The 24593-nt window shown below is 73.4% G+C and carries 23 protein-coding genes; 17 read left to right on the forward strand and 6 right to left on the reverse strand.

Going from position 1 to position 24593, the window contains the following annotated elements; translation table 11 throughout:
* Nucleotides 1-293: 293 nt before the first annotated feature.
* From H299_RS0128920 to H299_RS0128950, 7 genes are read left to right on the forward strand one after another with little or no spacing between them, the layout of a single operon-like run.
* Nucleotides 294-1994: an AMP-binding protein gene (locus H299_RS0128920; protein WP_051262947.1), complete on the forward strand. Its 1701-nt coding sequence runs from the start codon at nt 294-296 to the stop codon at nt 1992-1994.
* A complete protein-coding gene (locus tag H299_RS0128925) occupies nt 1984-2436 on the forward strand; it encodes an acyl-CoA thioesterase (RefSeq protein WP_027751270.1) in 453 nt (150 codons plus the stop codon). The genes H299_RS0128920 and H299_RS0128925 overlap by 11 nt, the downstream gene beginning before the upstream one ends.
* Before the next feature lie 17 nt (nt 2437-2453).
* A complete protein-coding gene (locus H299_RS0128930; RefSeq protein WP_027751271.1) occupies nt 2454-4052 on the forward strand; it encodes a class I adenylate-forming enzyme family protein in 1599 nt (532 codons plus the stop codon).
* A 26-nt stretch (nt 4053-4078) separates the two neighbouring features.
* Nucleotides 4079-6298, forward strand: coding sequence for an anthranilate synthase component I (locus H299_RS0128935; protein WP_158692405.1), 2220 nt, complete (start codon nt 4079-4081; stop codon nt 6296-6298).
* Between the two features lie 38 nt (nt 6299-6336).
* Nucleotides 6337-7725: a class II 3-deoxy-7-phosphoheptulonate synthase gene (locus H299_RS0128940; protein ID WP_051262948.1), complete on the forward strand. Its 1389-nt coding sequence runs from the start codon at nt 6337-6339 to the stop codon at nt 7723-7725.
* Nucleotides 7722-9263 (forward strand): MFS transporter, encoded by a 1542-nt coding sequence (locus H299_RS36845; RefSeq protein ID WP_051262949.1) that lies wholly within the window; start codon nt 7722-7724, stop codon nt 9261-9263. The genes H299_RS0128940 and H299_RS36845 overlap by 4 nt, the downstream gene beginning before the upstream one ends.
* Nucleotides 9260-10423 (forward strand): NAD(P)-dependent alcohol dehydrogenase, encoded by a 1164-nt coding sequence (locus H299_RS0128950; RefSeq protein WP_486587473.1) that lies wholly within the window; start codon nt 9260-9262, stop codon nt 10421-10423. The genes H299_RS36845 and H299_RS0128950 overlap by 4 nt, the downstream gene beginning before the upstream one ends.
* 47 nt (nt 10424-10470) lie before the next feature.
* On the opposite strand, the gene H299_RS0128955 is transcribed toward H299_RS0128950, so the two are convergent.
* Nucleotides 10471-12141, reverse strand: a complete 1671-nt coding sequence (locus H299_RS0128955; RefSeq protein ID WP_027751275.1) for an FAD-binding dehydrogenase — start codon at nt 12139-12141, stop codon at nt 10471-10473.
* Nucleotides 12142-12241: 100 nt separating this feature from the next.
* Between H299_RS0128955 and H299_RS0128960 the strand changes: the two genes are divergently transcribed.
* The 5 genes from H299_RS0128960 (at nt 12242) to H299_RS0128980 (ending at nt 15964) form a co-directional block, all read left to right on the forward strand.
* Nucleotides 12242-12799 carry an NUDIX domain-containing protein gene (locus H299_RS0128960; RefSeq protein ID WP_027751276.1) on the forward strand — a complete coding sequence of 186 codons (558 nt, stop codon included), beginning with the start codon at nt 12242-12244 and terminating at the stop codon, nt 12797-12799.
* Nucleotides 12800-12827: 28 nt separating this feature from the next.
* On the forward strand, nt 12828-13226 hold the full coding sequence (locus H299_RS0128965; protein ID WP_027751277.1) for a DUF202 domain-containing protein: 399 nt from the start codon (nt 12828-12830) through the stop codon (nt 13224-13226).
* Nucleotides 13223-13576 carry a DUF202 domain-containing protein gene (locus H299_RS0128970; RefSeq protein WP_027751278.1) on the forward strand — a complete coding sequence of 118 codons (354 nt, stop codon included), beginning with the start codon at nt 13223-13225 and terminating at the stop codon, nt 13574-13576. The genes H299_RS0128965 and H299_RS0128970 overlap by 4 nt, the downstream gene beginning before the upstream one ends.
* Before the next feature lie 144 nt (nt 13577-13720).
* Complete coding sequence (locus tag H299_RS0128975) at nt 13721-14743, forward strand: phosphotransferase family protein (protein WP_027751279.1); 1023 nt, start codon at nt 13721-13723, stop codon at nt 14741-14743.
* Nucleotides 14744-14749: 6 nt separating this feature from the next.
* Nucleotides 14750-15964, forward strand: a complete 1215-nt coding sequence (locus H299_RS0128980) for an acyl-CoA dehydrogenase family protein (RefSeq protein WP_027751280.1) — start codon at nt 14750-14752, stop codon at nt 15962-15964.
* 37 nt (nt 15965-16001) lie between these two features.
* On the opposite strand, the gene H299_RS0128985 is transcribed toward H299_RS0128980, so the two are convergent.
* From H299_RS0128985 to H299_RS0128995, 3 genes are all read right to left on the reverse strand, one after another.
* Nucleotides 16002-16988 (reverse strand): NADPH:quinone oxidoreductase family protein, encoded by a 987-nt coding sequence (locus H299_RS0128985; RefSeq protein ID WP_027751281.1) that lies wholly within the window; start codon nt 16986-16988, stop codon nt 16002-16004.
* 85 nt (nt 16989-17073) lie between these two features.
* Nucleotides 17074-17682 (reverse strand): TetR-type transcription factor C-terminal domain-containing protein, encoded by a 609-nt coding sequence (locus tag H299_RS0128990; protein ID WP_051262950.1) that lies wholly within the window; start codon nt 17680-17682, stop codon nt 17074-17076.
* Complete coding sequence (locus tag H299_RS0128995) at nt 17679-18470, reverse strand: SDR family oxidoreductase (RefSeq protein WP_027751283.1); 792 nt, start codon at nt 18468-18470, stop codon at nt 17679-17681. Before H299_RS0128995 ends, H299_RS0128990 begins: the two co-directional genes overlap by 4 nt.
* A gap of 233 nt (nt 18471-18703) precedes the next feature.
* On the opposite strand from H299_RS0128995, the gene H299_RS36850 reads away from it, so the two are divergent.
* Both H299_RS36850 and H299_RS0129005 read left to right on the forward strand, forming a co-directional pair.
* Nucleotides 18704-19171, forward strand: coding sequence for a hypothetical protein (locus tag H299_RS36850; RefSeq protein ID WP_051262951.1), 468 nt, complete (start codon nt 18704-18706; stop codon nt 19169-19171).
* Between the two features lie 144 nt (nt 19172-19315).
* A complete protein-coding gene (locus H299_RS0129005) occupies nt 19316-19774 on the forward strand; it encodes a MaoC family dehydratase (protein WP_027751284.1) in 459 nt (152 codons plus the stop codon).
* A gap of 130 nt (nt 19775-19904) precedes the next feature.
* On the opposite strand, the gene H299_RS0129010 is transcribed toward H299_RS0129005, so the two are convergent.
* Nucleotides 19905-20534: a TetR-type transcription factor C-terminal domain-containing protein gene (locus tag H299_RS0129010; RefSeq protein ID WP_037761140.1), complete on the reverse strand. Its 630-nt coding sequence runs from the start codon at nt 20532-20534 to the stop codon at nt 19905-19907.
* A gap of 190 nt (nt 20535-20724) precedes the next feature.
* On the opposite strand from H299_RS0129010, the gene hmgA reads away from it, so the two are divergent.
* Both hmgA and H299_RS0129020 read left to right on the forward strand, forming a co-directional pair.
* Nucleotides 20725-22053 carry a homogentisate 1,2-dioxygenase gene (gene hmgA / locus H299_RS0129015; RefSeq protein WP_027751286.1) on the forward strand — a complete coding sequence of 443 codons (1329 nt, stop codon included), beginning with the start codon at nt 20725-20727 and terminating at the stop codon, nt 22051-22053.
* Between the two features lie 21 nt (nt 22054-22074).
* Nucleotides 22075-22833 carry a GntR family transcriptional regulator gene (locus H299_RS0129020; RefSeq protein ID WP_027751287.1) on the forward strand — a complete coding sequence of 253 codons (759 nt, stop codon included), beginning with the start codon at nt 22075-22077 and terminating at the stop codon, nt 22831-22833.
* 114 nt (nt 22834-22947) lie between these two features.
* On the opposite strand, the gene H299_RS0129025 is transcribed toward H299_RS0129020, so the two are convergent.
* Complete coding sequence (locus tag H299_RS0129025) at nt 22948-23214, reverse strand: hypothetical protein (RefSeq protein WP_027751288.1); 267 nt, start codon at nt 23212-23214, stop codon at nt 22948-22950.
* Nucleotides 23215-23384: 170 nt separating this feature from the next.
* Here H299_RS0129025 and H299_RS0129030 point away from each other — a divergent pair, with 170 nt between their 5' ends.
* The gene (locus tag H299_RS0129030) at nt 23385-24560 is read left to right on the forward strand and encodes a DUF5925 domain-containing protein (protein WP_078513128.1); all 1176 of its coding nucleotides are present in this window, start codon (nt 23385-23387) and stop codon (nt 24558-24560) included.
* The last annotated feature ends 33 nt before the right edge of the window (nt 24561-24593 follow it).

Here is a 24593-nt window from a genome sequence, read left to right on the forward strand (position 1 = left end):
GCACGCCCGCGTACGCGCACGCCACGCTCCGCTTCCCCGCCCGCGGTGTCCGCCGCATCAGGCATCGCCAGGGCGGCGGTTCCCCCGCACCCGTACCCACGGGCAGATCCGTGCGGCCTACCGCAGGGGCCTGCTCCCTTCAGCGGCTCCGCTGAACCTCCACGCTGAACTCCACCACCCGTCAAGCGACCCCAGCGGGTCCGGGCTGCCACGGCCCGGAGCCGATGGCGGTGCCAGGGCTGCGGTGCGCCCGCCTCCGTGCGCGCCGCCGTCCCTACCGAGAAAGGCCGATCATGGCTGACGCCCCCCGGGCGCACACCCGCCCAGACGCGTACACCGCGCACACGGACACGTTCGTGCTCGACCATCTGCCCCCGCCCGACGAACAGCCCGACCTGCGCTCCTCGCTGCCCGAGCTGGACTTCCCCGCACGGGTCAACTGCGCCGCCGAGTTCGTCGACCGCTGGGCAGCGGGAGAGGACGCCGGGGAGCGCCTCGCCGTCATCTCGCCGGACGGCACCCGCTGGACCTACCAGGACCTGGACGAGACCGTCTCCCGGGTCGCCCACGTGCTGCGGGACGACCTGGGGCTGGTCCCCGGGAACCGCGTCATGCTGCGGGGCGCCAACAGCCCGATGCTGGCGGCGATCTGGCTCGCGGTCGTCAAGGCGGGCGGCGTCGTGGTGACCACGCTGCCGCTGCTGCGGCCCAAGGAGATCTCCTACGTCCTGGACAAGGCCCGCATCGACCACGTGCTGTGCGAGCGGTCCCTTGCCCAGGACCTGGCCGGGGTGCTGGAGCACCTGCCGGAGGGATCTCGTCCGGTGCCGCTGTACTTCCACGGCGCCCCGGACACCGGCCTGGAGGCCGCGATGGCCGCCAAGCCGGCCCGGTTCGCGCCGGTCGACACCGCGCGTACCGATCCGTGCATGATCGCCTTCACCTCCGGCACCACCGGCTCGCCCAAGGCCTCGGTCCACACCCACCGGGACGTGCTGGCGATCTGCAACACCTTCCCCAGACACGTGCTGAAGGTGACCGAGCAGGACCGCTTCATCGGCCTGCCGCCCCTCGCCTTCACCTACGGCCTGGGCGGGCTGCTGCTCTTCCCCCTGTACGCCGGTGCGTCGACGGTGCTCCTGGCCGAGGGGTCGCCGGCCGCGCTCGCCCGTGCCGTCGCCGACTTCCGCGCCACGGTCTGCTTCAGCGGCCCCACCGCCTACCGCATGGTGGCGGCCGAGGCGCACGACTGCGATCTGTCGTCGCTGCGGGCCTGCGTCTCCGCCGGGGAGGCGCTGCCCACCGCCACCCGCAAGCTGTGGAAGGGGCGCACCGGCATCGACCTGACCGACGGCATCGGCGCGACGGAGATGCTGCACATCTTCATCTCCATGCCCGGCAGCGAGGCACCGGACCGGCCGGGCGCCATCGGCCGCCCGCTGCCGGGCTACGAGTCGGCCGTCTGGGACGAGCGGGGTGCGCCGCTGCCTCCGGGCCAGGTGGGGCGCCTGGCGGTGAAGGGCCCGACGGGCTGCCGCTATCTCGCCGACGAGCGGCAGCGTGACTGGGTCCAAGGCGGCTGGAACCTGACCGGCGACTCCGGCTGGGTGGACGAGGACGGCTACTTCTACTACCACGCGCGCACCGACGACATGATCATCTCGGCGGGCTACAATATCTCGCCCGCCGAGGTGGAGGACGCCCTGCTGGCCCATCCCGCGGTACGCGAGTGCGCGGCGGTCGGAGTTCCCGACAGCGAACGCGGCACCATAGTCAAGGCGTTCGTGGTGCTCGCGAAGGGCCGCACGCCCGGCCCGGCGCTCGTATCCGAACTCCAGAAGTTCGCCAAGCGCACGATCGCCCCCTACAAGTACCCGCGTGCGGTGGAATTCTGCTCCGAGCTGCCCCGGGGCGGCACCGGAAAGCTCCAGCGGTTCCGGCTGCGCGACGCCGACGAGGCAGCCAGGAACACGGTGACCGCCGATGTCCGCTGATTCTCCGGAGCCGGACGAGTTCACGGTGGAACGGCTCATCCGTTTCCAGCACTGCGACCCGGCGGGCATCGTCTTCTACCCGCAGTACCTCTTCATGGTCAACGAAGTGCTCGAGGACTGGTTCGAGGAGCACCTCGGCATCGACTACGGGGCGCTTTTCACCAAGCGGCACATCGGGGTTCCCACCGTGCGGCTGGAATGCGACTTCCTGGGCCCGAGCCGGGTCGGGGACCGGGTCCGCTTCAGCGTGCGGCTGCAACGCATCGGCACCAGCTCCTTCGAGCTGCGGTACACGTGCAAGGGCGTGGCCGAAGGCGATATCCGGGTGCGCGTGCGCGCGGTCCTCGTCTTCACCTCGCTGACCGCCCACCATTCGCTGCCCGTGCCCGAGGACATCCGCACCGCGATGGAGCGATGCGTGGCGCCCTCCGGTGACGTATGAGGAAGGAACGAGAAGCGATGCAGACAGCCCTACTGGAGAACGAGGCACTGGGCGCGGGCAACTTCTTCCCGCTGGCGCGCGCGGACGCGGCGCTCGCCGAGAGTGTCGTCATCGAGCTGGACCAGCCGTACACCACCCGCGACGGCCGCGTCCTCACCTGCCTCACGCTGCCCGAGCTGGACGACCTCGCCGACGCGATAGCCAGTGGCTACTGGCAGGACGGCATCCGGCCCAAGGACCCGGTCGCCGTCTTCCTGGACGAGAGCGTGCGCTACCTCGTGCACTACGTCGCGCTGAACAAGATCGGTGCCATCCCCGTCTTCCTCAACAGCGGGCTGTCCACCGAGATCGCCACCCGCTTCATGGCGGGCGTCGGCGCCGTCGCGGTCGTCTCGGACCGCGAGCGGCTGCCCGGAGAGCATCCCCGGATGCGCTTCTACGAGCGTGACCCGCATGCCGACCTGCCGTTCCGCGCCTTCACCCACACCCGCCACGACCCGACCCTGATCGCGCACACCTCCGGGACGACGGGCGTGCCCAAGGCGGTGCAGTTCAACCACGAGGGCTTCTTCTTCGGGGTCCGCAAGCAGGCCGGCGCGGATCTCGGCGCGCGCATCCTCTCCGCGCTGCCGCAGAGCCACGCCTCGGCGGTCTCCGTGCTGATGTCCTCGCTGGTGCGCGGGGCGACGGTGCTGCTGGCCACCCGGCGCGAGCCGGAGCAGCTGGCCGAGGCGATCGAGCGGTTCCGGCCGAATCTGGTGGGGGGCTTCCCGAAGACCTTCGTGGACCTGTGCCGGGTGGATCTGGACTCCCGCGACCTGGACTCGGTGTCCCGCTGGATGTGCACCGGCGACGCCAACCACGAGCAGCACATCAGGAAGCTGGTGCGCCAGGGCACGCACACCGACCGCGCCGGGCGGCTGCGACGCGGCTCCCTGTTCATCGACAACTTCGGCTCCTCGGAGTTCGGCTTCGCGATGTTCCGTACCGTCCACACCCCGACCAGCGACCGCTACGGACGATGCATCGGGTCGCCGTTCGACTGGATCGACGTGGAGATATTCGACCAGACCGACCAGCCGGTGGGACCGATGACCGTGGGTCGGCTGGCCCTGAAGTCGCCTACCGTCACCTCTGGTTACTGGAACAACACGCTGCTGAGCGAGCGGAACCGGGTGCGCGGCTACTGGCTGACCGGTGACCTGGCCTACCGCGATCACGACGGCCTCTACTACCACGTCGACCGTGCCTCCGACAGCATCACCACCGGTGGAGGCACCGTGTACAGCACGGAGACCGAGGAGCTGATCCTCACGCAGTTCCCGGAGATCTTCGACTGCTCGCTGGTCGCCACGACCGACGCCACCGAGGCCGCCACCGGCCGGGCCCCCGCCCAGGACGGCGCGGACGCCCCCCTCGTCCTCAGCGTCGAGCCGGCGGACGCCCTCACGGAGGCGGACCTCGCCTCCCTGCACCGCCGGATCAACGCGGCGCTGCACACCCGGGGTCTGCCGAGGATCACGCGCATGGTGCTCCAGGCGCCCGGCGACCACTCAGGCCTCACCGGCAAGGCGCTCAAGCGCACCATGCGCGAGGCGTACTCCAACCAGTCGTGACCCGTCCGGAGCCCCCTGGGGGAGAGTTGTCCTCGTTACCGATCGTTCCTGTCCGCCCCTACCCGGCCCAGGCAGCCGCCGAGGCCCGCTGGGGCACCCCGGCGGGCGTGGGTGTCCTGCGCGTGAGCGAAGCGCTCGACGTCCGTGCCGCGGCGGCCCGTACGTCCCTGGAGAGCGCCCTCGACCAGCACCGGGGCATGCTGCTCTACCGTGGCCCGGACCGCGCCGTGGGATACACGGACCCGCCGCTGGAGCTGACCGTCGCGGGCGGCGTGCTGACCCTGCGAGCGCTCAACGCGCGCGGCCGGCTGCTCCTGCCGCCGCTGCGCGCCCCGCTGGCCGGTGTCCTGCTCGGGCTCGGCCTCTCACGGGACGAGCTGAGCGGCCGGGTGCCGCCGCCCGGCGAAGGGTTCGCCGAGGAGGACCGCACGCGCCACTCCGGTGTCTTCACGGCGCTGCGCGCGCTCAAGGCCGCTCTGGCCACCGGGGAGGACTCCCTCCTCGGCCTCTACGGCGCCTTCGGCTACGACCTGATCTTCCAGATGGAGCAGATCGAGCTGCACCAGGTCCGCGACCCGGCCGATCGCGACATGGTGCTGCACCTGCCGGACGAGATCCTGGAGTTCGACTTCGCCGCCGACCAGGTCACCCGGCACCGCTACGACTTCCGGGTCGGCGCGGAGACCACCCTCGGCCACTCCCGTGCCACCCCCGGTCTGCCCTTCACTCCCGGCACAACGGCCCAGCCGCGTGAGCGGGCGCCCGGGGAGTACGCGCGGATGGTGGAGCGGGCGATGCCGCACTTCGCCTCCGGCGACCTCTTCGAGGTGGTGCCGGGCCAGTCCTTCCGGCGCGGCTGCGCGCAGCCTCCCTCCGCCGTCTTCCGGCAGCTGCGGGAGACCAACCCGGCACCGCACAGTCTGCTGGCGAACCTGGGCGGCGGCGAGTACCTCATCGGCGCCTCGCCCGAGATGTTCGTCCGCGTCCGCCGCACCGGCGAGCCCGGCCGGGAGCGCGAAGTGGTGGAGTCCTCCCCGATCAGCGGCACGGTGGCGCGCGGGCGGGACGCGCTGGAGGACGCGGCGCGCATCCGCGAGCTGCTCGACTCCGTGAAGGAGGAGTCCGAGCTGACGATGTGCACGGACGTCGACCGCAACGACAAGGCGCGGGTGTGCGTGCCGGGCACGGTGCGGCTGACGGCCCGCCGCCAGACCGAGCTGTACTCCACGCTGATCCACACCGTCGACCGCGTCGAGGGCGAGATCGCCCCCGGCCGCGACGCGCTGGACGGCTTCCTGGCCCACGTGTGGGCGGTCACCGTCACCGGCGCCCCCAAGCTCGCGGCGGTCGAGTTCCTGGAGCGCGAGGAGCGTTCGCCGCGCCGCTGGTACGGCGGGGCCGTCGGCAGCATCGGCTTCGACGGCAGCCTGGACACCGTGCTGACGCTGCGCACCATCCACGTGCGCGACGGCGTGGCGACCGTACGGGCGGGGGCCACCTTGCTGCACGACTCCACGCCCGAGGCCGAGGAGGCCGAGACCGAGCTGAAGGCCTCGGCGCTGCTGCGCGTGCTGGAGCCGCCCCGGGCGGCGCCGGCGGCGCCGGTGCGCGTCCAGTCGGGTGCCGGGCTGCGGATACTGCTGGTGGACCACCGCGACTCCTTCGTCAACTGCCTGGCCGACTACCTGCGGCAGACGGGCGCCGAGGTCGCCACCTACCGCAGCGGCCGTCATCTGCCGGTCATCGAGCGCGAACGCCCCGACCTGGTGGTGCTCTCGCCCGGTCCGGGCCGCCCCGCCGATTTCGGCCTGGGGCGCACGCTGGAGCTGGCCGAGCGGCTGGACCTGCCGGTCTTCGGTGTCTGCCTGGGTCTCCAGGGCCTGGTCGAGCACTGCGGCGGAACGCTGAGCGTGCTCGACAAGCCGGTGCACGGCAAGCCGTCCCGGGTGCGGGTGACCGACCCGGACTCGCCGCTGCTGGCGGGCCTGCCCAAGTCGTTCGAGGTCGGCCGCTACCACTCGCTGTACGCCCCGGCGGACGCGCTCCCCCCGAAGCTGCGGATGACCGCGGTGACCGACGACGGGGTGCCGATGGCCGTGGAGCACGCCGAACGCCCGCTGGCCGCCGTGCAGTTCCACCCCGAATCCCTGATGTCCCTGGGCGGGCGCACCGGACACATCGTGATCGACAACGCGGTGCGGGCCCTGACCCGCCGTCCCCGGCTGCTGAGCGGGGCCTCCTCGTGACCGCCCCGGCAGCCGCAGCACACCCGAAGGAGTGACGCATGTCCGCCACCAGCCGCACCTCGCCCGCCCCCGTCTTCCCGACCACCCTGCCGCCCGACCCCAAGGCCGACACCTGGCGGGCGGCCCCCGCCGCCCAGCAGCCGAAGTGGCCTGATCCCGACGCGCTGCGCGCGGTGACCGACGCCCTGACCGCCCTGCCGCCGCTGGTGGCGGCGGCCGAGTGCGACACGCTCCGGGACCGCCTGGCCGCCGTCGCGCGCGGTGAGGCGTTCCTGCTCCAGGGCGGCGACTGCGCCGAGACCTTCGACACCGTCACCGCCGACCAGATCGGTCACAAGCTCAAGACGCTCTGGCAGATGGCCGCGATCCTCACGTACGGCTCGGAGCTGCCCGTCGTCAAGGTCGGCCGCCTCGCGGGGCAGTACGCCAAGCCGCGGTCGAGCCTGGAGGAGACGGTGGGCGGTGTCACGCTGCCCTCCTACCGGGGTGACGCCGTCAACGGCCTCGCCTTCACCGCGCAGGACCGGCGGCCCGACCCGGGGCGGCTGCGGCAGGCGTACGACCACTCGGCGGCCACGCTCAACTTCGTGCGCGCCGCCACCAGCGGGGGCATCGCCGACCTGGCCCAGGTGCACAGCTGGAACCGCGAGTTCCTCGGCCTCTCCCCCGCCGGGCAGCGCTACGCGCACCTGGCCGGTGACATCGACGGCATGCTGCGCTTCATGCGGGCCTCGGGCGCCGACCCCGACCGGCTGCGCCCCACGGAGTTCTTCACCAGCCACGAGGCGCTCATCCTCGACTACGAGAGCGCCCTGACCCGTATCGACAGCCGTACCGGCGCGCTCTACGACGTGGCGGGGCACATGGTCTGGATCGGAGAGCGCACCCGGCGCATCGACGGCGCGCACGTCGAGTTCGCCCGCCACATCAGCAACCCGGTCGCGGTCAAGCTCGGCCCGAACGCCACCTGCGACGAGGTGCCCGCGCTGATCGAGCGGCTCGATCCGGAGCGGCAGCCGGGCCGGCTGACCTTCATCAGCCGGATGGGCGCCTCCCGGGTGCGCGAGGCGCTGCCGCGGCTGGTGGAGAAGGTGCGGGCCAGCGGAGCCCAGGTGGTCTGGGTGTGCGACCCGATGCACGGCAACACCTACACGGCGCCCGACGGCCGCAAGACGCGGCACTTCGACACCATCATGGAGGAGATCACCGGTTTCTTCGAGGTGCACCGCGCGCTGGGCACGCACCCGGGCGGCATCCACCTGGAGCTGACCGGCACCCCGGTGACCGAGTGCGTGGGCGGCACCGTCCAGGAGGTCACCGAGGAGGACCTCGGCTTCCGTTACGAGAGCGCCTGCGACCCGCGGCTGAACCACAGCCAGTCGCTCGATCTGGCGTACCTGACCGCGGAGATCCTGCGGCACTCATGACGACGACGGCCGACCCTGCGGGAGCCGCGGCCGAGGCGCTCCCGACGGGCCGTCGGGCGGTCCGGCGGCAGCGTACCGTGCTGGCGGTGACGTGCGCCTGCGTCCTGGTGCTCCAGTCGCTCGTCGCGGCGATCAACCTCGCCATCGCGGAGATCTCGGGCGGGCGTCTGCGCCCCAGCTCTGCGGAGCTGCTGTGGATCGTGGACGCCTACGTCATCGTCTTCGCCTGCCTGCTGATACCGGCGGGCATGCTCGGCGACCGGTTCGGGCGCAAGGGCATGCTGCTGACCGGCATCGCCGTCTTCGGCGCCGGTGCGCTGATCAGCGCGCTGGCCACCGGTGTGCCGGTACTCATCGCGGGCCGGGGCGTCTCGGGAGCGGGCGCGGCACTGGCGATGCCCGCGTCCATGTCCGTCCTGGTGCACGTGACGCCCGCCGCGCGGCGGGCGTCGGCGATCGCCAGCTGGAGCGCGTGCGTCGCCCTGGGGGGTGTCGTGGGCTACGCGGGCGGTGCGCTGATCCTCCAGGCGTTCTCCTGGCAGGGGCTGTTCTGGGCGTACGTCCCGGCGAGCGCGCTGCTGCTGGCGGTGACGGCCGCGGTGGCGCCGCGCGTGCCGCACGGCTCCGGCTCCCTCGACCTGGTGGGGGCGGCGCTGCTGGTGGGCGGTCTGGTGCCGTTGCTCTTCGGCATCATCGAGGGCCCGGAGCTGGGCTGGTCCTCGGGCGTCGTGCTCGGCTCCTTCGCCGCCTCGGCGCTGCTGCTCACCCTGTTCGTGCGGTACGAACTGCGGGCGCGGGTGGTGCTGCTGGACCCGCGGCTCTTCCGGCTGCCCGCCGTGCGCGCGGGCACCATCGGGGTCGGCGCCGTCTTCTTCGGGATGTTCACGCTGTTCTTCGTCAACGCCCAGTTCCTCCAGTACGTCAAGGGGTACTCGCCGCTGCGGACGGGCTTCGCCATCGTGCCGATGGCGGTCGGGATGGGCCTCGCCACCCGGCTCAGCGTGGGCTGGGCGCGACGGTTCGGTGAGCGCAGGGTGGTCGGCTGCGGGCTGCTGCTGCTGATCGCCGGGCTGCTGGCCCTGTCGACGGCGACGCACGCGACGCCGTATCTCCTGTACACGACCTGGCTCATGGTGCTGGCGGCCGGTTCCGGGATGGCGATGCCGTCGCTCTCGGCGGGCATCCTGGCCGCGCTCCCGCCGCACCGCGCGGGGATGGGCTCCGGGCTCAACGGCGCGGCGCGCGAGCTGGGTGCGGCGCTGGGGGTCGCCGGGGTCGGCACGGTGCTCAGCGTCCGCTTCACCGGCCGGCTGCCGGCCGAGCTGGCCGGTGAGTCCCACTCCACCTCGGCCGCGCTGGCCGCCGCCGCCGAGCGGAGCGACCGGCTGCACGCCGCCGCGGTGCGCGGCTTCACCGAGGCGGTGGCGGTGGGCTACCAGTGCGCCGCCGCCCTGCTGCTGCTGTTGTCGGTGGCCGTCCTGTGGCAGCGGCGCGGTGCCCCGTCGCGGCCGAAAGCGCAGACACGGACGGCGGCATGACGGAGACTGTGTGGCGCTCGGCACGTCCCCCGCCGAGCCCCGCCCAGGAGGACGCCATGCAGGTGACCGCCGCCGTCGCCACCGCGCCGCACGCCCCGTTCGATCTGCGCGTGCTCGAACTCGCCGACCTGGCACCGGACGAGTTACGGGTCCGGATGACCGCCACCGGCGTCTGCCACACCGACGCCCTCGTCCGCGACCAGGTCTACCCCACCCCGCTGCCCGCGGTGCTGGGCCACGAGGGCGCCGGGGTGGTCGAGGAGGTCGGGCCGCAGGTCCGCTCGGTGCGCCCCGGCGACCACGTGGTGCTCTCCTTCAACTCCTGCGGCCGGTGCGACAACTGCCGCGCGGGCGCGCCCGGTTACTGCCGTACGCTCTTCGCGCTCAACTTCTCCGGCCGGCGGCCGGACGGGAGCACCACGCTGCACGACGGCGGCACGCCCGTCTCCTCCTGCTTCTTCGGGCAGTCCTCGTTTGCCACCCACGCCAACGTGGCGGAGCGCAGCGCCGTACGGGTCGACCCCGACCTGCCGCTGGAACTGCTCGGGCCGCTCGGCTGCGGCGTGCTGACCGGGGCCGGAGCCGTCTTCCACACCTTCCGGCCGCCTGCCGGTTCCTCGCTCGCCGTCTTCGGCGCGGGGGCCGTGGGCGCGTCCGCGCTGCTGGCGGCGCTGGCGGCGGGCTGCGGCACGGTGATCGCCGTGGACGTGCTGGAGGCGCGGCTGGAGCTGGCCCGGTCCCTGGGGGCCACCCACACCGTCGACCCGCGCGCCGGGGACCCGGTGGAGCAGATCCGGGAGATCACCGGCGGCCGGGGCGTGGCGTACGCGCTGGAGGCGACCGGGCTGCCCGCGGTGCTGCGCCAGGCCGCCGACTCCCTCGACATCCGGGGCACCGTCGGCCTGGTCGGCGCCGCGGCGCCGGGGACGGAGACCAGTTTCGAGACGGGCATGTCGCTGACCCGGGGCTGGACCCTGCGGACGATCGTCGAGGGTGACGCCGTACCGCAGGTGTTCGTGCCCCAGCTGATCGACCTGTGGCGGCAGGGCCGGTTCCCCTTCGACCGGCTCGTGCGCCGGTATCCGTTCGCCCGGATCGAGGACGCCTTCCGCGACTCGGCGAGCGGCGCGGCCGTCAAGCCCGTGCTCACCTTCGGCTGAGAGGCAACCCGACAGCTCTGCCCGGCCCGGCGGGGCGGCGCAGGGGGTCAGCCGACCGCCTGCGCCGCCGCGCGGCCCGCCGTCCGTCCCGAGAAGAGGCAGCCGCCCAGGAAGGTGCCCTCCAGCGAGCGGTAGCCGTGCATCCCGCCGCCGCCGAAGCCGGCCGCCTCGCCCGCCGCGTAGACGCCGGGCAGCGGCTCGCCGCCGGGGCCGTCCCCGCCGTCGGTCAGCACCCGGGACGAGAGGTCGGTCTCCAGGCCGCCGAGCGTCTTGCGGGTGAGGATGTTGAGCCGTACGGCGATCAGCGGCCCGGCCTTCGGGTCCAGCAGCCGGTGCGGGGCGGCGACGCGCAGGAGCTTGTCACCGAGGTAGTCGCGGGCCCCGCGCACGGCGGTGACCTGGAGGTCCTTGCTGAAGCGGTTGCCCAGCTCGCGGTCGCGGGCGGTGATCTCGTCACGCAGGGCGTTCTCGTCGATCAGCCCGTCGCCGGTGAGTTCGTTCATCCGGCGGGTCAGCGCGGACAGGTCGCGTTCGATCACGAAGTCCGCCCCGTGCGCCATGAACGCGCGTACCGGAGCGGGCGCGCCGGGGCGGACGCGGCCCAGTAGCTGGCGCACGTTCCGGCCGGTGAGGTCGGGGTTCTGCTCCGAGCCGGAGAGGGTGAACTCCTTCTCGATGATCTTCTGGCTGAGCACGAACCAGGTGTACTCGTGGCCCGTGCGCATGATGTGTTCGAGTGTGCCCAGGGTGTCGAAGCCGGGGAAGAGCGGCACGGGCAGCCGCTTGCCCGTGGCGTCGAGCCACAGGGACGAGGGGCCGGGCAGGATGCGGATGCCGTGCCGGGACCAGACCGGGTTCCAGTTCGCGATGCCCTCGGTGTAGTGCCACATCCGGTCGCGGTTGATCATCCGGCCCCCGGCCGCCTCCGCGACGCCCAGCAGTTCACCGTCCACGTGCGCGGGGACCCCGGAGAGCAGGCGGCGGGGCGGAGTGCCCAGCCGCGCGGGCCAGTTGGCGCGCACCAAGTCGTGGTTGCCGCCGATGCCGCCGGAGGTGACGATGACGGCCTGGGCGCGCAGTTCGAAGGCCCCGGTGGCCTCCCGGCCGCTGGCCGTGCCGCGCGGGGCGTCGCTGGGCGCCAGGAGTTCGCCGCTGACGGTGTCGACGGCGCCCGCGCTGCGGGTGAGCCCGGTGACCCGGTGCCGGAAGCACAGCCGGACGTGGCCGCGCGCGACGCCCGCCCGTACCCGCGCGGCGAAGGGCTCGACCACCCCAGGCCCGGTGCCCCAGGTGATGTGGAAGCGCGGCACCGAGTTGCCGTGGCCCCGCGCGTCGTACCCGCCGCGTTCGGCCCAGCCCACGACCGGGAAGAGCCGCAGGCCCTGCTGCCGCAGCCAGGCGCGCTTCTCCCCCGCCGCGAAGTCGACGTACGCCTGCGCCCAGCGGCGCGGCCAGTGGTCCTCGGGGCGGTCGAAGCCGGCCGTGCCGAGCCAGTCCTGCCAGGCCAGTTCGCGGCTGTCGCGGATGCGCAGCCTGCGCTGCTCGGGCGAGCCGACGAGGAAGAGGCCGCCGAAGGACCAGTGGGCCTGGCCGCCGAAGGACTGCTCCCCCTCCTGTTCGAGCAGGATCACCTTGCGCCCGGCGTCGGCGAGTTCGGCGGTGGCCGCGAGCCCGGCGAGCCCCGCACCGATCACGATCACATCGGCGTCGTACGCCATGCCGCCACCTGCTCTTTCCGCTCGGGGCCGCCCCGGTGACTGGAGAGTAACCTCCACCCCGCATCAACGGCACCCCCGCGCGCGATGTTGGATGGCGGTCATGACGGAAGAGGGAACGGGCCAGGACGCGGGGCAGGGCCGGGCAGCGGACGAACTGCTGGACATCGTCGACGAGCAGGACCGTGTCGTGGGTCAGGCACCACGCGGGGAGGCCACGGCGCGGCGGCTGCGGCACCGCTCGGTGTCCGTACGGGTGCGCGACCCCGAGGGCCGGATCTTCGTCCACCGGCGCACCCCGGTGAAGCTCATCTTCCCCTCGATGTACGACGTGGTGGTGGGCGGCGTCGTCGGCGCGGGCGAGAGCTACGAGACGGCGGCGCTGCGCGAGGCCGAGGAGGAGCTGGGGGTGAGCGGCCTGCCCATGCCCGCCTGGCGCTGCCATTTCCTGTACGAGTCGCCGGAGCACAGCTGGTTCCTGAACGTCTACGAGGTGGTCTGCCCGCTGCCCGTCCGGCCGCAGCCCGAGGAGGTGCAGTGGCACGCCTTCCTCACCGACGAGGAGCTGGCGCGGCGGCTGCCCGGCTGGGACGTGGTGCCGGACGGGCTGGAGTGCCACCGCAGGCTGGACGCCTGGCACCGCGAGCACGATGCCGGATGAACCGGCGAGGACGGCTTACGCTCAGTCCATGATCGACCGCCTGACGGCCGTCCTGCGGCTGTGGTTCGCCCCGGCGCGCCTGCGGGAGGAGGGCCGTACGCCCGACTACCGCTTCTCGCTCGCCAACGAGCGCACCTTCCTGGCCTGGGTCCGCACCGCGCTGGCGCTGGTGGCGGGCGGGATCGCGGTGGACCAGTTCCTCACCGGCATGGCCTGGGGCGCACGGACGGCGATCGCGGTGACGCTGCTGGCGGGCGGCGCGCTGTGCGCCGTACGCGCGGTGAACCACTGGGCGCGGTGCGAGCGGGCCATGCGGCGCGGCGAGGATCTGCCGGCCACGCGCTTCCCGGCTCTGCTGGGGCTGGCGACCGCGCTGGCGGCGCTGCTGGTGGCGGTGGCCGTGCTGGCCGGGCGGGCGGGCTCGTGAGCGGGGCGCGCCCCGACCCCGGTCCGGGCGCGCCGGCGGACCGGGGCGCGCAGCGGGAGCGCACCCGGCTGGCGTGGCGGCGCACGACGCTCACCTTCGCGGTGACGACCGCGCTGGCGCTGCGCGGCCTCCTGCTGGAGATGGACCCGGACGGCCCCCGGCCCGTGGCGGGGGCCGCCGCCGTGGCGGCACTGCTGGCGTTCCTGGCGTTCCTGACCGTGGCGCACCGCCGCGTCCGGGAGTTGGACTCTCCCGCGGCCCGGCAGACCGCTCCGCGTGCGGGCCTGGTGGTACGTGCCGCGCTGTGCGTGGTGGCGGTGGCGGTGCTCGCGACGGCGCTGCCGTGGTGACGCGGGACGCCGGACGCCGGGAGCCGGGAGCCGGGAGCCGGGCGGGAGGCTCCGGGTGAGAGGCCCTGGACGCCATACCGACCAGTCGGCATGATCGAGGGGCCCGCACATCCCGCCCGTCCCCCGCAGAGGAGCGCGTACCCGATGAGCATGGACAACCCGCCGGGGCTCGACCTGGAGCGGCTGGCCGCCTACCTCGGGCAGCGGGGGCCGGAGCCGGCCGCCGGGCCGCTGCGCGCCGAGGTGATCCAGGGCGGGCGCTCCAACCTGACCTACCGGGTGACCGACGGCAGCGCCCGCTGGGTGCTGCGGCGTCCGCCACTGGGCCATGTGCTGGCCACCGCGCACGACATGGCGCGCGAGTACCGCGTCATCAGCGCCCTGCGGGGGACGGCGGTGCCGGTGCCCGAGGCCCTGCTGCTGTGCACCGACGAGGCGGTGCTGGGTGCGCCGTTCTACCTCATGGAGGAGGTCGCGGGCACCGTGTACCGTACGGCCGCCGAGCTGGGGGCGCTGGGTCCGGCCCGCACCCGCGCGCTGGTGCTCTCCCTCCCGGAGACCCTGCTGGCCCTGCACGCGGTGGACCCCGGGGCCGTCGGGCTGGCCGGCTTCGGCCGCCCCGAGGGCTTCCTGGAGCGCCAGCTGCGGCGCTGGGGCAAGCAGCTGGAGGCCTCCCGCGGCCGGGAACTGGCCGGGATCGACGACCTGCACGCGGCACTGGGCACCCGGCTGCCGGCCTCGCCCGCCCCCGCCGTCGTGCACGGCGACTTCCGGCTGGACAACGTGCTGGTGGGTGCGGACGACCGGATCGCGGCGGTACTCGACTGGGAGATGTCCACCGTGGGCGATCCGCTGACCGACCTGGGGCTGCTGGTGATGTACAGCCGGCTGCGGGACCTGCCGGGGGCGCCGGTGAGCATGACGCGGGAGGCTCCGGGGCACCCCGAGCCGGGCGAGCTGGTCGCGCGCTACGCGGCGGGCTCCGACCGCGACGTGTCACGGATCGGCTGGTACACGGCGTTCGCCTACTTCAAGCTCGCGGTCATCCTCGAGGGCATCCACCACCGCTTCACGCTGGGGCGCACCGTCGGGCCCGGCTTCGACCGGATCGGCGCCCTCGTCCCGGCCTTCGTCGACGGCGGGCTGACCACGCTGCGGGAGGACTGAGCACCGATGGACTTCGCCTACGACGCGCGTACCGAGGAGCTGCGCGAGCAGCTCGCCGCCTTCCTGACCGCCTCCGTCCACCCCGCCGAGGCCGTCGTGGCCGCCCAGCGCGCGGCGCAGGACGACCCCTGGCGCACCCCGCCCGCGGTCGGTGAGCTGCAGGCACAGGCCCGTGCGCGCGGCCTGTGGAACCTCTTCCTGCCGGACGGCGAACTGGGCGCCGGGCTGACCAACCTCCAGTACGCTCCGCTGGCCGAACTCACCGGCCACAGCCCGCAGCTGGCACCGGCGGCGCTGAACTGCGCGGCCCCGGACACCGGGAACATGGAACTGCTCAGCGAGTTCGGCTCCGCCGAGCAGCGCGAGCGCTGGCTGGAACCGCTGCTGGCGGGCGAGATCCGCTCGGCGTTCGCGATGACCGAGCCGGAGGTGGCCTCCTCGGACGCCACCAACATCGAGACCCGCATCGAACGGGACGGCGACGGCTACGTCGTCACCGGCCGCAAGTGGTACATCTCCGGGGCGATGAACCCGGACTGCCGCGTCTTCATCGTGATGGGCAAGACCGACCCGGGCGCCGCCGACGTCCGCCGCCAGCAGTCGATGGTGCTGGTGCCGCGCGATGCCCCCGGCCTCCAGGTGCGCCGCGCCATGCGCGTCTACGGCTACGAGGACCACTGGCACGGCGGCCATGCCGAAGTCGTCCTCGACGGCGTACGGGTCCCGGCGGCGCACCTGATCGGCGAGGAGGGCGGCGGATTCGCCATCGCCCAGGCCCGGCTGGGTCCCGGCCGCATCCACCACTGCATGCGGCTGATCGGCATGGCGGAGCGCGGCGTCGAGCTGATGTGCCGCCGTGCGGTGGAGCGCTCCGCGTTCGGGAAGCCGCTGGCGGAGCAGGGCGTCGTACAGGCGTGGATCGCGGACGCGCGGGTGCGGATCGAGCAGCTGCGGCTGCTGGTGCTCAAGACCGCGTGGCTGATGGACACCGTCGGCAACCGCGGGGCGCACACCGAGATCCAGGCGATCAAGATCGCGACGCCCCGCGCGGTCGTGGACATCCTGGACCGCGCCGTGCAGCTGCACGGCGCGGGCGGCGTCAGCCAGGACCTGCCGCTGGCACAGCTGTGGGCGGCGGCCCGTACGCTCCAGCTCGCCGACGGGCCGGACGAGGTGCACCAGCGCTCCCTGGCGCGGCGGGAGCTGCGCAAGTACACCTGAGCGCCGCCCACCGGACGGGCGGGCGGGCGCGGTCCGTTCAGAGGGTGACCACGACCCGGCCCGTGGTCACGCCGTCGAACACCCGCTGGACGGCCTCCGCCGCGCCCTCCAGCGGCACCCGCTCGGTGACCAGCGGGTGGATCGCGCCCTGGGCGGCGAGCTTGACCAGCTCCTCGTGGCAGGCGTCGACCGCCGCCGGGTCCCGGCGGTTGTAGAGGCCCCAGTGCAGGCCGAGGATCGTGTAGTTCTTCACCAGCGCGTGGTTGAGCGCGGGGGTGGGGATGGCGCCGCTGGCGAAGCCGACGACCACGATGCGCCCCTCGAAGGCCACGCACTTGACGGACTTGGCGTAAGCGTCGCCGCCGACCGGGTCGTAGACCACGTCCGCGCCCTGCCCGTCGGTCGCCTCCTTGACCACCGGCACCAGGTCGTCCGTACGCCGGTCCACGACCAGGTCGCAGCCCAGCTCGCGGGCGGTCGCCGCCTTCTCCGCGCCGCCGACGACCCCGATGACGCGGGCCCCCGCCGCCTTGCCCAGCTGGACGGCGGCGCTGCCCACTCCCCCCGCGGCGGCGTGCACCAGCAGTGTCTCGCCGGGCTGGAGCCGGGCGCGGCGGTGCAGGCCGAACCAGCCGGTCTGGTAGCCGATGTGGAGCGCGGCGGCCTGCGCGTCGTCCAGGTCGGCGGGGGCCGCGCGCGTCGCCGCGGCGCGCACCAGCGCGCGTTCGGCGAAGCCGCCCGCGGGCAGCACCGGCTGGGCGATCACGCGGGTGCCCGGAGCCGGTGCTCCGCCGGTGTCCGCCCCCGCGGCGAGCACCTCCGCGCAGACCTCCACACCGGGGGTGAAGGGCAGCGGCGGCCGGGTCTGGTACCTGCCCTGGCAGAGCAGGGCGTCGGGGAAGTTGACGTTCGCGGCGCGGACCCGCACCAGCAGCTCGCCGGGGCCCGGGACCGGTTCGGGGACGTCCTCCAGCCGCATCACCTCGCGCGGCTCGCCGTTCGTGTGGACGCGCCATGCCTTCATCGCGGGCCTCCGCCCTGTGGGGTTCCAGTGGTCCGGCGGGTGCCGGGGTTCCGGTGGGGCCGGCGGGCCGGCATCCCGGTGTGTCCTACGGCCGCAGCGCGCGCAGCAGCAGCCCGGCGAGGTGGTCGGCGACCTGCCGCGGGGTGAGCGGCCCGCCGGGCCGGTACCAGCTGCCGAGGTGGTGGACGGACCCGAAGTGGTAGTCGACCACCAGGTCGGCGGGGGTCTCGGTGCTGAACGCGCCGCTGCGCTGCCCCTCTTCGACCAGCGCGCGGAACCGCTCGTGGTAGCGGCGGCGCTCGGTGCGCACCTGCTTGTGCTTCTCCGGGCTGAGCTGGTGCATCGTGCGGAAGAAGATCATGGCGTCGTCGAGGTTCTCGATGGTGGTCACCACCACGTCGGCGGTGGCCTCGCGCAGCCGCTGCTCGACGGGCGCGTCGGCGCGGGCGAAGGCGTCCAGCCGCTCCTGCTGGAGCCGCAGCAGCCGCCCGTATATCTCGTGCAGCAGGTCGTCCTTGGAGCCGAAGTAGTGGTAGAGCGCGCCCTTGGTGACCCCCGCGGCCTCCACTATCTCCTGCACGGAGGTGCGCTCGTAGCCCTGCTCGGCGAAGAGCCGGGTCGCGGCGGCCAGCAGCCTGCGCGGCACCGGCTGCCGGTCCCGTGCCGCCGGGAGCGCGTGGGCGGCGCCGCTCACCGTGCCTTCTTGGGGCGCGGGTTCCGCTGCATGTGTCGCTCCGCCTTCTGCTGGATCTGGTTCATGCCGTGCAGCCAGCGATCGGGTTCGGTGGCCCGGACAGCGTAGTGGCCCGCAGTCTCGGGGTGCGGCAGCACCAGGAACCGGCCCTGGGCGACGGCCTCCAGCACGGCGTCGGCCACCTCCTCCGGCTCGATGGCCGTGGGGGCGAGCACCAGTTCGCCGAGGGCGCCGGTGCCGCGCAGCATGTCCGTCCTGACGCCCTGCGGGCAGACGGCGTGCACCTCGACGCCCCGGTGCCGGTAGGTGACCGAGAGCCACTCGGCGAAGGAGAGCGCGGCGTGCTTGGTGACGCTGTAGGGAGCCGAGCCGACCATGGTGAGCAGCCCGGCGGCGGAGACGGTGGAGATGAAGCGCCCGCTGCCGCGCTCCAGCCACTCGGGGAGCAGTTCGTGCGCCGCGCGTACGTGTGCCTTGACGTTGACGTCCCAGGCGGCGTCCCACACCTCCTCGGGCGCCTCGGGGCCGCCTTCCGGGGCGATGCCCGCGTTGGCGCAGAAGATGTCGATGCCGCCGCCGAGCGCCGCGCGGGCCGAGCCCACCACGCCCGAGGCGTCGCCGGGCACCGCGGTGCCGCCGACTTCCGCGGCGACGGCCGCCGCCCGCCCCGCGTCCAGGTCGTTGACGACCACGCGCGCGCCCCCGGCGGCAAACCGGCGGGCCAGGGCGGCCCCGATGCCCGCGCCCGCTCCGGTGACGACCACGCGTGCTCCGCTCAGGTCCTCCACTGTGCCCGCCCTTCCCGTTCGGCCCCCGCAGCGTTCGGCCCCGCGGCAGACTAACCGGTCGGTATGTCAGGAGGAAAGAGTCGTCGGCCGGGAACGGGAGACCCGTGTGTTCCGTTGTCAGGGTGGGGCAACTCGCCCTGTGCAAGAAGTGGGCTCCCCAAGAGGGAGCCGATGCCGCCGCGGGTGCGTCACACCTTCGACGAGTCGGCTCCTCTCCGTCGGAGGTGGGAAGAATGGCCGGATTCAGAGCGCTCGCCGAGCAGGTTCGCGACGAGGGAAGAACGCCCTCCCAGCGCCGTCAGGCGCTGCGCAAATGTCTGGAGCGCTTCGCTCCGTACGGGCACCGTGCCACCTGGCACCACCTGTGCACCAGTGCCGGTTTCCCTCCGGAGGAGCGGGAGCCCGACCCGGCACTGCTGGTCGCCGCGCTGGAGGAGCTGGAGGAGGCCCGCTCGGTGTGGCTGGCCTGGGAGTCGGAGGTCGCCGAGCGGCGCCGGCGGGAGAAGCACGACGGCATCAGACAGCCGACCACACTCGACGGCTGGCACCGGCTGGTGTGGGGCGGGCGCTCGGTCCTTCCGTGCGACGATCCGACCGCGCCTCCGGACACCCGGCTGGCGGTGGTCCTGCGCCGCCTGATCAGCGCCATGGAGGCCGCGGCCCGGCCGGACTACCGGAGCATGGCCGCCTCACCCGGCTGACGCGGCCCGCCGGGCCGCCGCCGTTGACAGTGCCGCACCTCCCCCGCATGCTGAGCGGGCGCTCAGGGCGTGCGCTCCCGCACCCCGGGCGCCTTGGCGGCCGCCGCGCGTGGCCGGATCACGAGCGCGTGGGAGGTTGGGCGGATGGCGGAGTCCCGGGTATTCACCTCGTCGGACGAGCTGCGGGCCGCGGTCGGCGCGGAGCTGGGCGCCAGCGACTGGCTCACGGTCGACCAGGAGCGGATCGACTGCTTCGCGGAGGCCACGGGCGACCACCAGTGGATTCACGTGGACCCGGAACGGGCCCGCAGCGGCCCCTTCGGCTCCACCATCGCGCACGGCTACCTCACCCTCGCCCTGCTGCCCCGGCTGCTCCCCCAGATCCTGCACGTCGAGGCGCGCATGGGGGTCAACTACGGGGTGAACAAGGTGCGCTTCCCCTCCCCGGTCCCCGTCGGCTCCCGGCTGCGGGCGCGGGCGCGGCTGGTGGACGTGCACGAGGCCGGGGAGGGCGTCCAGGTGACGGCGGCGGTGACGGTGGAGCGCGAGGGCGGCGAGAAGCCGGTGTGCGTCGCGGAGACGGTCAGCCGCTACTTCTGGTAGCGGCCGCGGCCGGGCCGCCGCCCTGGCCGTACGTGGGCGATTCCGACAACGCGGCGAGCATGGGGCCTCCCCAGGGCCGAGGGGACGCGTGCCAGGCGTCGCACAGCAGGCGACATTGTGACGACAGATCTCAGGGCCCCTGCGGCGCGGCGCCCACCATGCGCAGCGCGAGCCCGGCGTAGAGGGCGCCGATCTCGTCCGGCGTACGCGGCCCGCCGGAGCGGAACCAGCGGGCGACGTCGACGCAGAGCGAGAGCACGGCCAGGGCCGTGCCCTGCACGTCCTCGACGGTGAACTCACCGTCCGCGACCCCGTCGCTCAGCATGCCGCGCAGGATCTCCTCGGTGCGCCGCCGCATGGCGACGATCTCGGCGTAGTGCTCCGGGCCGAGCGCGGACAGCTCGTACTGCACGACGCGCGCCGTCGTGTGGTGCTCGGCGTGCCAGCGGACGAAGCTGCGCACGGCGGCGTCGAGCCGGCCCGCGCTGCTGCCCCCGCCCCCGGCGGCGCCGGTGAGGATGTGTACGGCCCGTTCGTGGCCGACCCGGCTGATCTGGTAGAGCAGCTCTTCCTTGGTCCGGTAGTGGATGTAGAGCGCGGCCGGGCTCATCCCGGCCCGGCCGGCGATGTCCCGGGTGGTGGTGGCGTGGAACCCGCGCTCCGCGAACGCCTCGACGGCCCCCAGCAGCAGCCGCCGCGCGGCGTCCGGGGTGACCCCCTCGAAGGACTCCTGCGCCGGTCCGCCCACTGTCTCCGCCATCTCCTCGCCCGCTTCCCTCGGCTCCGCCCGTGCCGCTGACCGGGCGATTACCATACAACGCCCCCTGAGCAGACGCTTAGAGCGCGCCCGGCCGGTGCGGGCCCCGCCCCGGCTCCCGCGCACGGTCATTGACGTGGCGCCCCGTCATTCCTATGGTCTTACAGAGGAATCTAGCGGTGGGAGCATGTCGATGAGCAGCACCGAGCAGGCACGCAAGGCCGCGGAGGGCTTGGCCCACCTCTCCGGCTTCGGGAACGAGCACAGCAGCGAGGCCGTCGCCGGCGCCCTCCCCCTGGGCCGGAACTCGCCGCAGCGCGCCCCCCTGGGCCTGTACGCGGAGCAGCTGAGCGGCAGCGCCTTCACCGAGCCGCGCGCGCACAACCGCCGCTCCTGGCTCTACCGCATCCGCCCCTCGGCGGCGCACCCCCGCTTCACCCGCCGGGACAACGGCACACTGGCGGGCGCCCCGTTCACCGGCGCCGCCGAGGCGGTGCCCGACCCCAACCGGCTCCGCTGGGACCCGCTGCCCGAGCCGCCCGCGGGCACGGACTTCCTGGCCGGGCTGTGGACCCTGGGCGGGAACGGCGACGCGGCGCAGCGCTCCGGCATGGCCATCCATCTCTACGCCGCCAACTCCCCGATGACCGACCGCGTCTTCAGCGACGCCGACGGCGAGCTGCTGATCGTGCCCGAGCGCGGCGGCCTGCTGCTGCGCACGGAGTTCGGGCTGCTGCGTGCGGAGCCGGGCGAGTGCGCGCTGATCCCGCGCGGTGTGCGCTTCCGGGTCGAGCCGCTGGACGGCTTCGTGCGGGGCTACGTCTGCGAGAACTACGGCCGTCCGTTCGTCCTCCCCGACCTAGGGCCGATCGGCGCCAACGGACTGGCGAACCCGCGGGACTTCCGGGCGCCGGTGGCCGCGTACGAGGACACGGAGCGGCCGGTGGAGGTGGTCAGCAAGTTCTGCGGCAACCTGTGGACGGCGACCTACGACCACTCCCCGCTGGACGTCGTCGCCTGGCACGGCAACCACGTGCCGTACGTCTACGACCTGCGCACCTTCAACGTGCTGGGCAGCATCAGCTACGACCACCCCGACCCGTCGATCTTCACGGTGCTCACCTCCCCCTCGGACACGCCGGGGCTGGCGGGCGTCGACTTCGTCGTCTTCGCGCCGCGCTGGCTGGTGGGCGAGGACACCTTCCGCCCGCCCTACTTCCACCGGAACGTGATGAGCGAGTACATGGGCCTGATCGAGGGCGCGTACGACGCGAAGGCGGAGGGCTTCGTGCCCGGCGGCGGCTCCCTGCACAACATGATGTCGGCGCACGGGCCGGACCGGGAGACCTTCGAGGGGGCCAGCGCGGCCGAGCTGAAGCCGCAGAAGGTGGACAACGGCCTCGCTATCATGTTCGAGACCCGCTGGCCGGTGACGGCCACCGCACAGGCGAGGGACACGAGCCGTCTCCAGCAGGGGTACGACCAGGTGTGGCAGGGTCTCGAACGTCACTTCCGCTCGTAACCGGAGTCCCTCGGAGCCGTTTTGACCGTTTTCGCTCCTGATTCGCTCAGCCTGAACCGGAAGCTCCCGCTCTGGTACCAGGTCTCCCAGTCGCTGCGCGCCTCGATACTGGGGCGCGGCCCGGAGGCGCCGCTGCGCCTGCCGACCGAGGACCGGCTCGCGGCGCACTACGGCGTCAGCGTGCTGACCATGCGGCAGGCGCTGAAGGAACTGGAGGCGGAGGGACTGATCAGCCGCCACCGGCGGCGCGGCACCTTCATCGAGCCCTCCTCGCACCGGGCCCGCACGGTACGGGTGCTGGGCTCGGTGGACGCCATCGTGGCCCAGCAGTCCGGCGAGGAGACGACGCTGCTGCACCACCGCCTCGGCCCCGTCCCGCCGGAGCTCGCCCCTTGCTTTCCGGGCGTCACGCAGACGATGACCTACCGCAGGCTGCGCCGGGACCGGGAGAGCGGCGAGCCGGCGAACTGGGCGGACAACCTGCTCCATCCCCAGGTGGCCGAGCGGGTGGACCCCGCCGATCTGGAGCGGGGCTGGCCGATGACCAAGGTGCTGCGGGACGCGGTGGGGGTGCGGATCAGCCGGATCACCGACACGGTCGAGGCGCGGCTCGCGGACCCGGAGACGGCTCAGCTGCTGGAGGTACCACTGCTGAGCCCGATCCTGCACTACACGGGGGTGACCTACGACGACACCGGCCGGGTGGTGGACGTCGCCCTCATCCATTACCGGGGGGACCGCTTCTCGTTCGCGGTGACGGTGGACGCCGCACCGGAGTGACGACCGGTCGCGCCGGGGCCGGAGACCGGACGAGGAGAGGGGGTTTCGGGTACAGCGGTGTCCGGGCCGTCCCCCTCGGCCCCGACATGCCGTGCGACACGGCCGGCTTCAGTGTCAGCCGCGCCCACCGAAGATCGAACGCCGCAGCCTGCGCAGCGGCGCGAAGAGCGACACGCGCGCACGCTGGGTCTTCGACCGGCTCGGCACGGTGTCACGCCTGGTGATCTCCCGCATCAGCGTCGTCGCTTCCTCGGTCTCCACCTGCGGGACCGCGGGACCGGAAAGCACCGAGAGATGCCGGTCGAGGCGCGAACTGGTCGCGCCTGTGCCGCAGTTGATCGCAGGCACGCGCGCCCTGCTGCGCACTGTTATCTGTTCCATCACACTCCCCACCCATACGAGGGCACCCGGCCCGGGCAGAGTAACCCTATCTCCCGCCGCCGACACTCCGGAATCCCGGTCACCTGATTCACCTACCCCGTAAGGCGGTTGACGAACGCTGTGCGAAAACGCACGTGCGGTGGCAGCGGGGATGCCGGATCATTGCCGCCATGTGTGCCGACCGCCGCCCCGCCGACGACAGGAGCTCCGCCCTGCCCTCGCCCACGCCCTCCGCGCAGCCGCCCGTGGCGCCCGCCCCGGCCGAGCGGTCGCTGCCCATCCGGCTGAACCTCGATGACAACGACTCCCCCTCGGACGTCATCGACGCCCTCTTCCTGGGCCGCTTCGCCACCGGTGACCAGCCCTTCTCCCGCAGCCACTCCGTGGACCGGGTCAAGAAGGACCACCCGCTGCTGCCGCCGGACGCCACCGTCCTGCGGGACGCGCGCGACGACGACCGGGGCGCCGTACTCGCCGAGGGCGAGGGCTGGACGGTGCTGGTCTCCCGGTGGAGCCAGGGCGCGGACGTCACGGTCACGGCGGTCACCGGTGAACTGGCCGAGGAGCGGCTCAAGCAGGCCGTCGACGGCGCGGAGGACGAGCCGGAGCCGCAGCCCGAGAACGTCTCGATGGGTTTTTGGTACCAGTCGCCCCGGCGCGGCCCCTACCGCACGACCCGCACCATCACGGCGGGCACCTGGCAGGAGGTGAGCGGCAACTACACCGCTCCGGTCGCCGACGCCATGGGCGAGCTGATGAAGATCACCCCGGACGCCATCTCCGGGCGGCTCCTGCTGCTGCACGGGCCGCCGGGCACCGGCAAGACCTCCGCGCTGCGCACCCTGGCCCGCTCCTGGCGCGACTGGTGCCAGGTGGACTGCGTGCTGGACCCGGAGCGCCTGTTCAACGACATCGGCTACCTGATGGACATCGCCATCGGCGCGGACGACTCGGAGGCGGGCAAGGAGCGCTGGCGGCTGCTGCTGCTGGAGGACTGCGACGAGCTGATCCGCGGCGAGGCCAAGTACGCGGCGGGCCAGGCCCTCTCCCGGCTGCTGAACCTGACCGACGGGCTGCTCGGCCAGGGCCGCAACGTGCTGGTCGGGATCACCACCAACGAGGACCTGGAGCGGCTGCACCCAGCCGTGGTACGCCCCGGCCGCTGCCTGGCCCGGATCGAGGTCGGCAGGCTGACGCGGCCCGAGGCGGTCAACTGGCTGGGTACCGAGGAGGGGGTGGGCCGGGACGGCGCCACGCTCGCCGAGCTGTTCGCGCTGCGCCGCGGCACCTCCCCGGCGTCGGTGCCGCTCCAGAGCGACCGTGCGGACTCGGGGCTCTACCTGTAGCCGGGCGGGCGGCTCCGCGGGTGCGGTGGTGCA

Source organism: Streptomyces sp. CNH287, assembly GCF_000424825.1.

What these genes read in the sequence shown, in the direction of transcription:
- H299_RS0128925 (WP_027751270.1), top strand. Translation starts at nt 1,984, where the DNA reads ATGTCCGCTGATTCTCCGGAGCCGGACGAGTTCACGGTGGAACGGCTC.
- hmgA (WP_027751286.1), top strand. Translation starts at nt 20,725, where the DNA reads ATGAGCAGCACCGAGCAGGCACGCAAGGCCGCGGAGGGCTTGGCCCAC.
- H299_RS0128955 (WP_027751275.1), bottom strand. Translation starts at nt 12,141, where the DNA reads ATGGCGTACGACGCCGATGTGATCGTGATCGGTGCGGGGCTCGCCGGG.
- H299_RS0129030 (WP_078513128.1), top strand. Translation starts at nt 23,385, where the DNA reads ATGTGTGCCGACCGCCGCCCCGCCGACGACAGGAGCTCCGCCCTGCCC.
- H299_RS36850 (WP_051262951.1), top strand. Translation starts at nt 18,704, where the DNA reads ATGGCCGGATTCAGAGCGCTCGCCGAGCAGGTTCGCGACGAGGGAAGA.
- H299_RS0128965 (WP_027751277.1), top strand. Translation starts at nt 12,828, where the DNA reads ATGATCGACCGCCTGACGGCCGTCCTGCGGCTGTGGTTCGCCCCGGCG.
- H299_RS0128940 (WP_051262948.1), top strand. Translation starts at nt 6,337, where the DNA reads ATGTCCGCCACCAGCCGCACCTCGCCCGCCCCCGTCTTCCCGACCACC.
- H299_RS0128920 (WP_051262947.1), top strand. Translation starts at nt 294, where the DNA reads ATGGCTGACGCCCCCCGGGCGCACACCCGCCCAGACGCGTACACCGCG.
- H299_RS0128985 (WP_027751281.1), bottom strand. Translation starts at nt 16,988, where the DNA reads ATGAAGGCATGGCGCGTCCACACGAACGGCGAGCCGCGCGAGGTGATG.
- H299_RS0129010 (WP_037761140.1), bottom strand. Translation starts at nt 20,534, where the DNA reads ATGGCGGAGACAGTGGGCGGACCGGCGCAGGAGTCCTTCGAGGGGGTC.
- H299_RS0128960 (WP_027751276.1), top strand. Translation starts at nt 12,242, where the DNA reads ATGACGGAAGAGGGAACGGGCCAGGACGCGGGGCAGGGCCGGGCAGCG.
- H299_RS0128980 (WP_027751280.1), top strand. Translation starts at nt 14,750, where the DNA reads ATGGACTTCGCCTACGACGCGCGTACCGAGGAGCTGCGCGAGCAGCTC.
- H299_RS0128930 (WP_027751271.1), top strand. Translation starts at nt 2,454, where the DNA reads ATGCAGACAGCCCTACTGGAGAACGAGGCACTGGGCGCGGGCAACTTC.
- H299_RS0129005 (WP_027751284.1), top strand. Translation starts at nt 19,316, where the DNA reads ATGGCGGAGTCCCGGGTATTCACCTCGTCGGACGAGCTGCGGGCCGCG.
- H299_RS0128975 (WP_027751279.1), top strand. Translation starts at nt 13,721, where the DNA reads ATGAGCATGGACAACCCGCCGGGGCTCGACCTGGAGCGGCTGGCCGCC.
- H299_RS0128950 (WP_486587473.1), top strand. Translation starts at nt 9,260, where the DNA reads ATGACGGAGACTGTGTGGCGCTCGGCACGTCCCCCGCCGAGCCCCGCC.
- H299_RS0129025 (WP_027751288.1), bottom strand. Translation starts at nt 23,214, where the DNA reads ATGGAACAGATAACAGTGCGCAGCAGGGCGCGCGTGCCTGCGATCAAC.
- H299_RS36845 (WP_051262949.1), top strand. Translation starts at nt 7,722, where the DNA reads ATGACGACGACGGCCGACCCTGCGGGAGCCGCGGCCGAGGCGCTCCCG.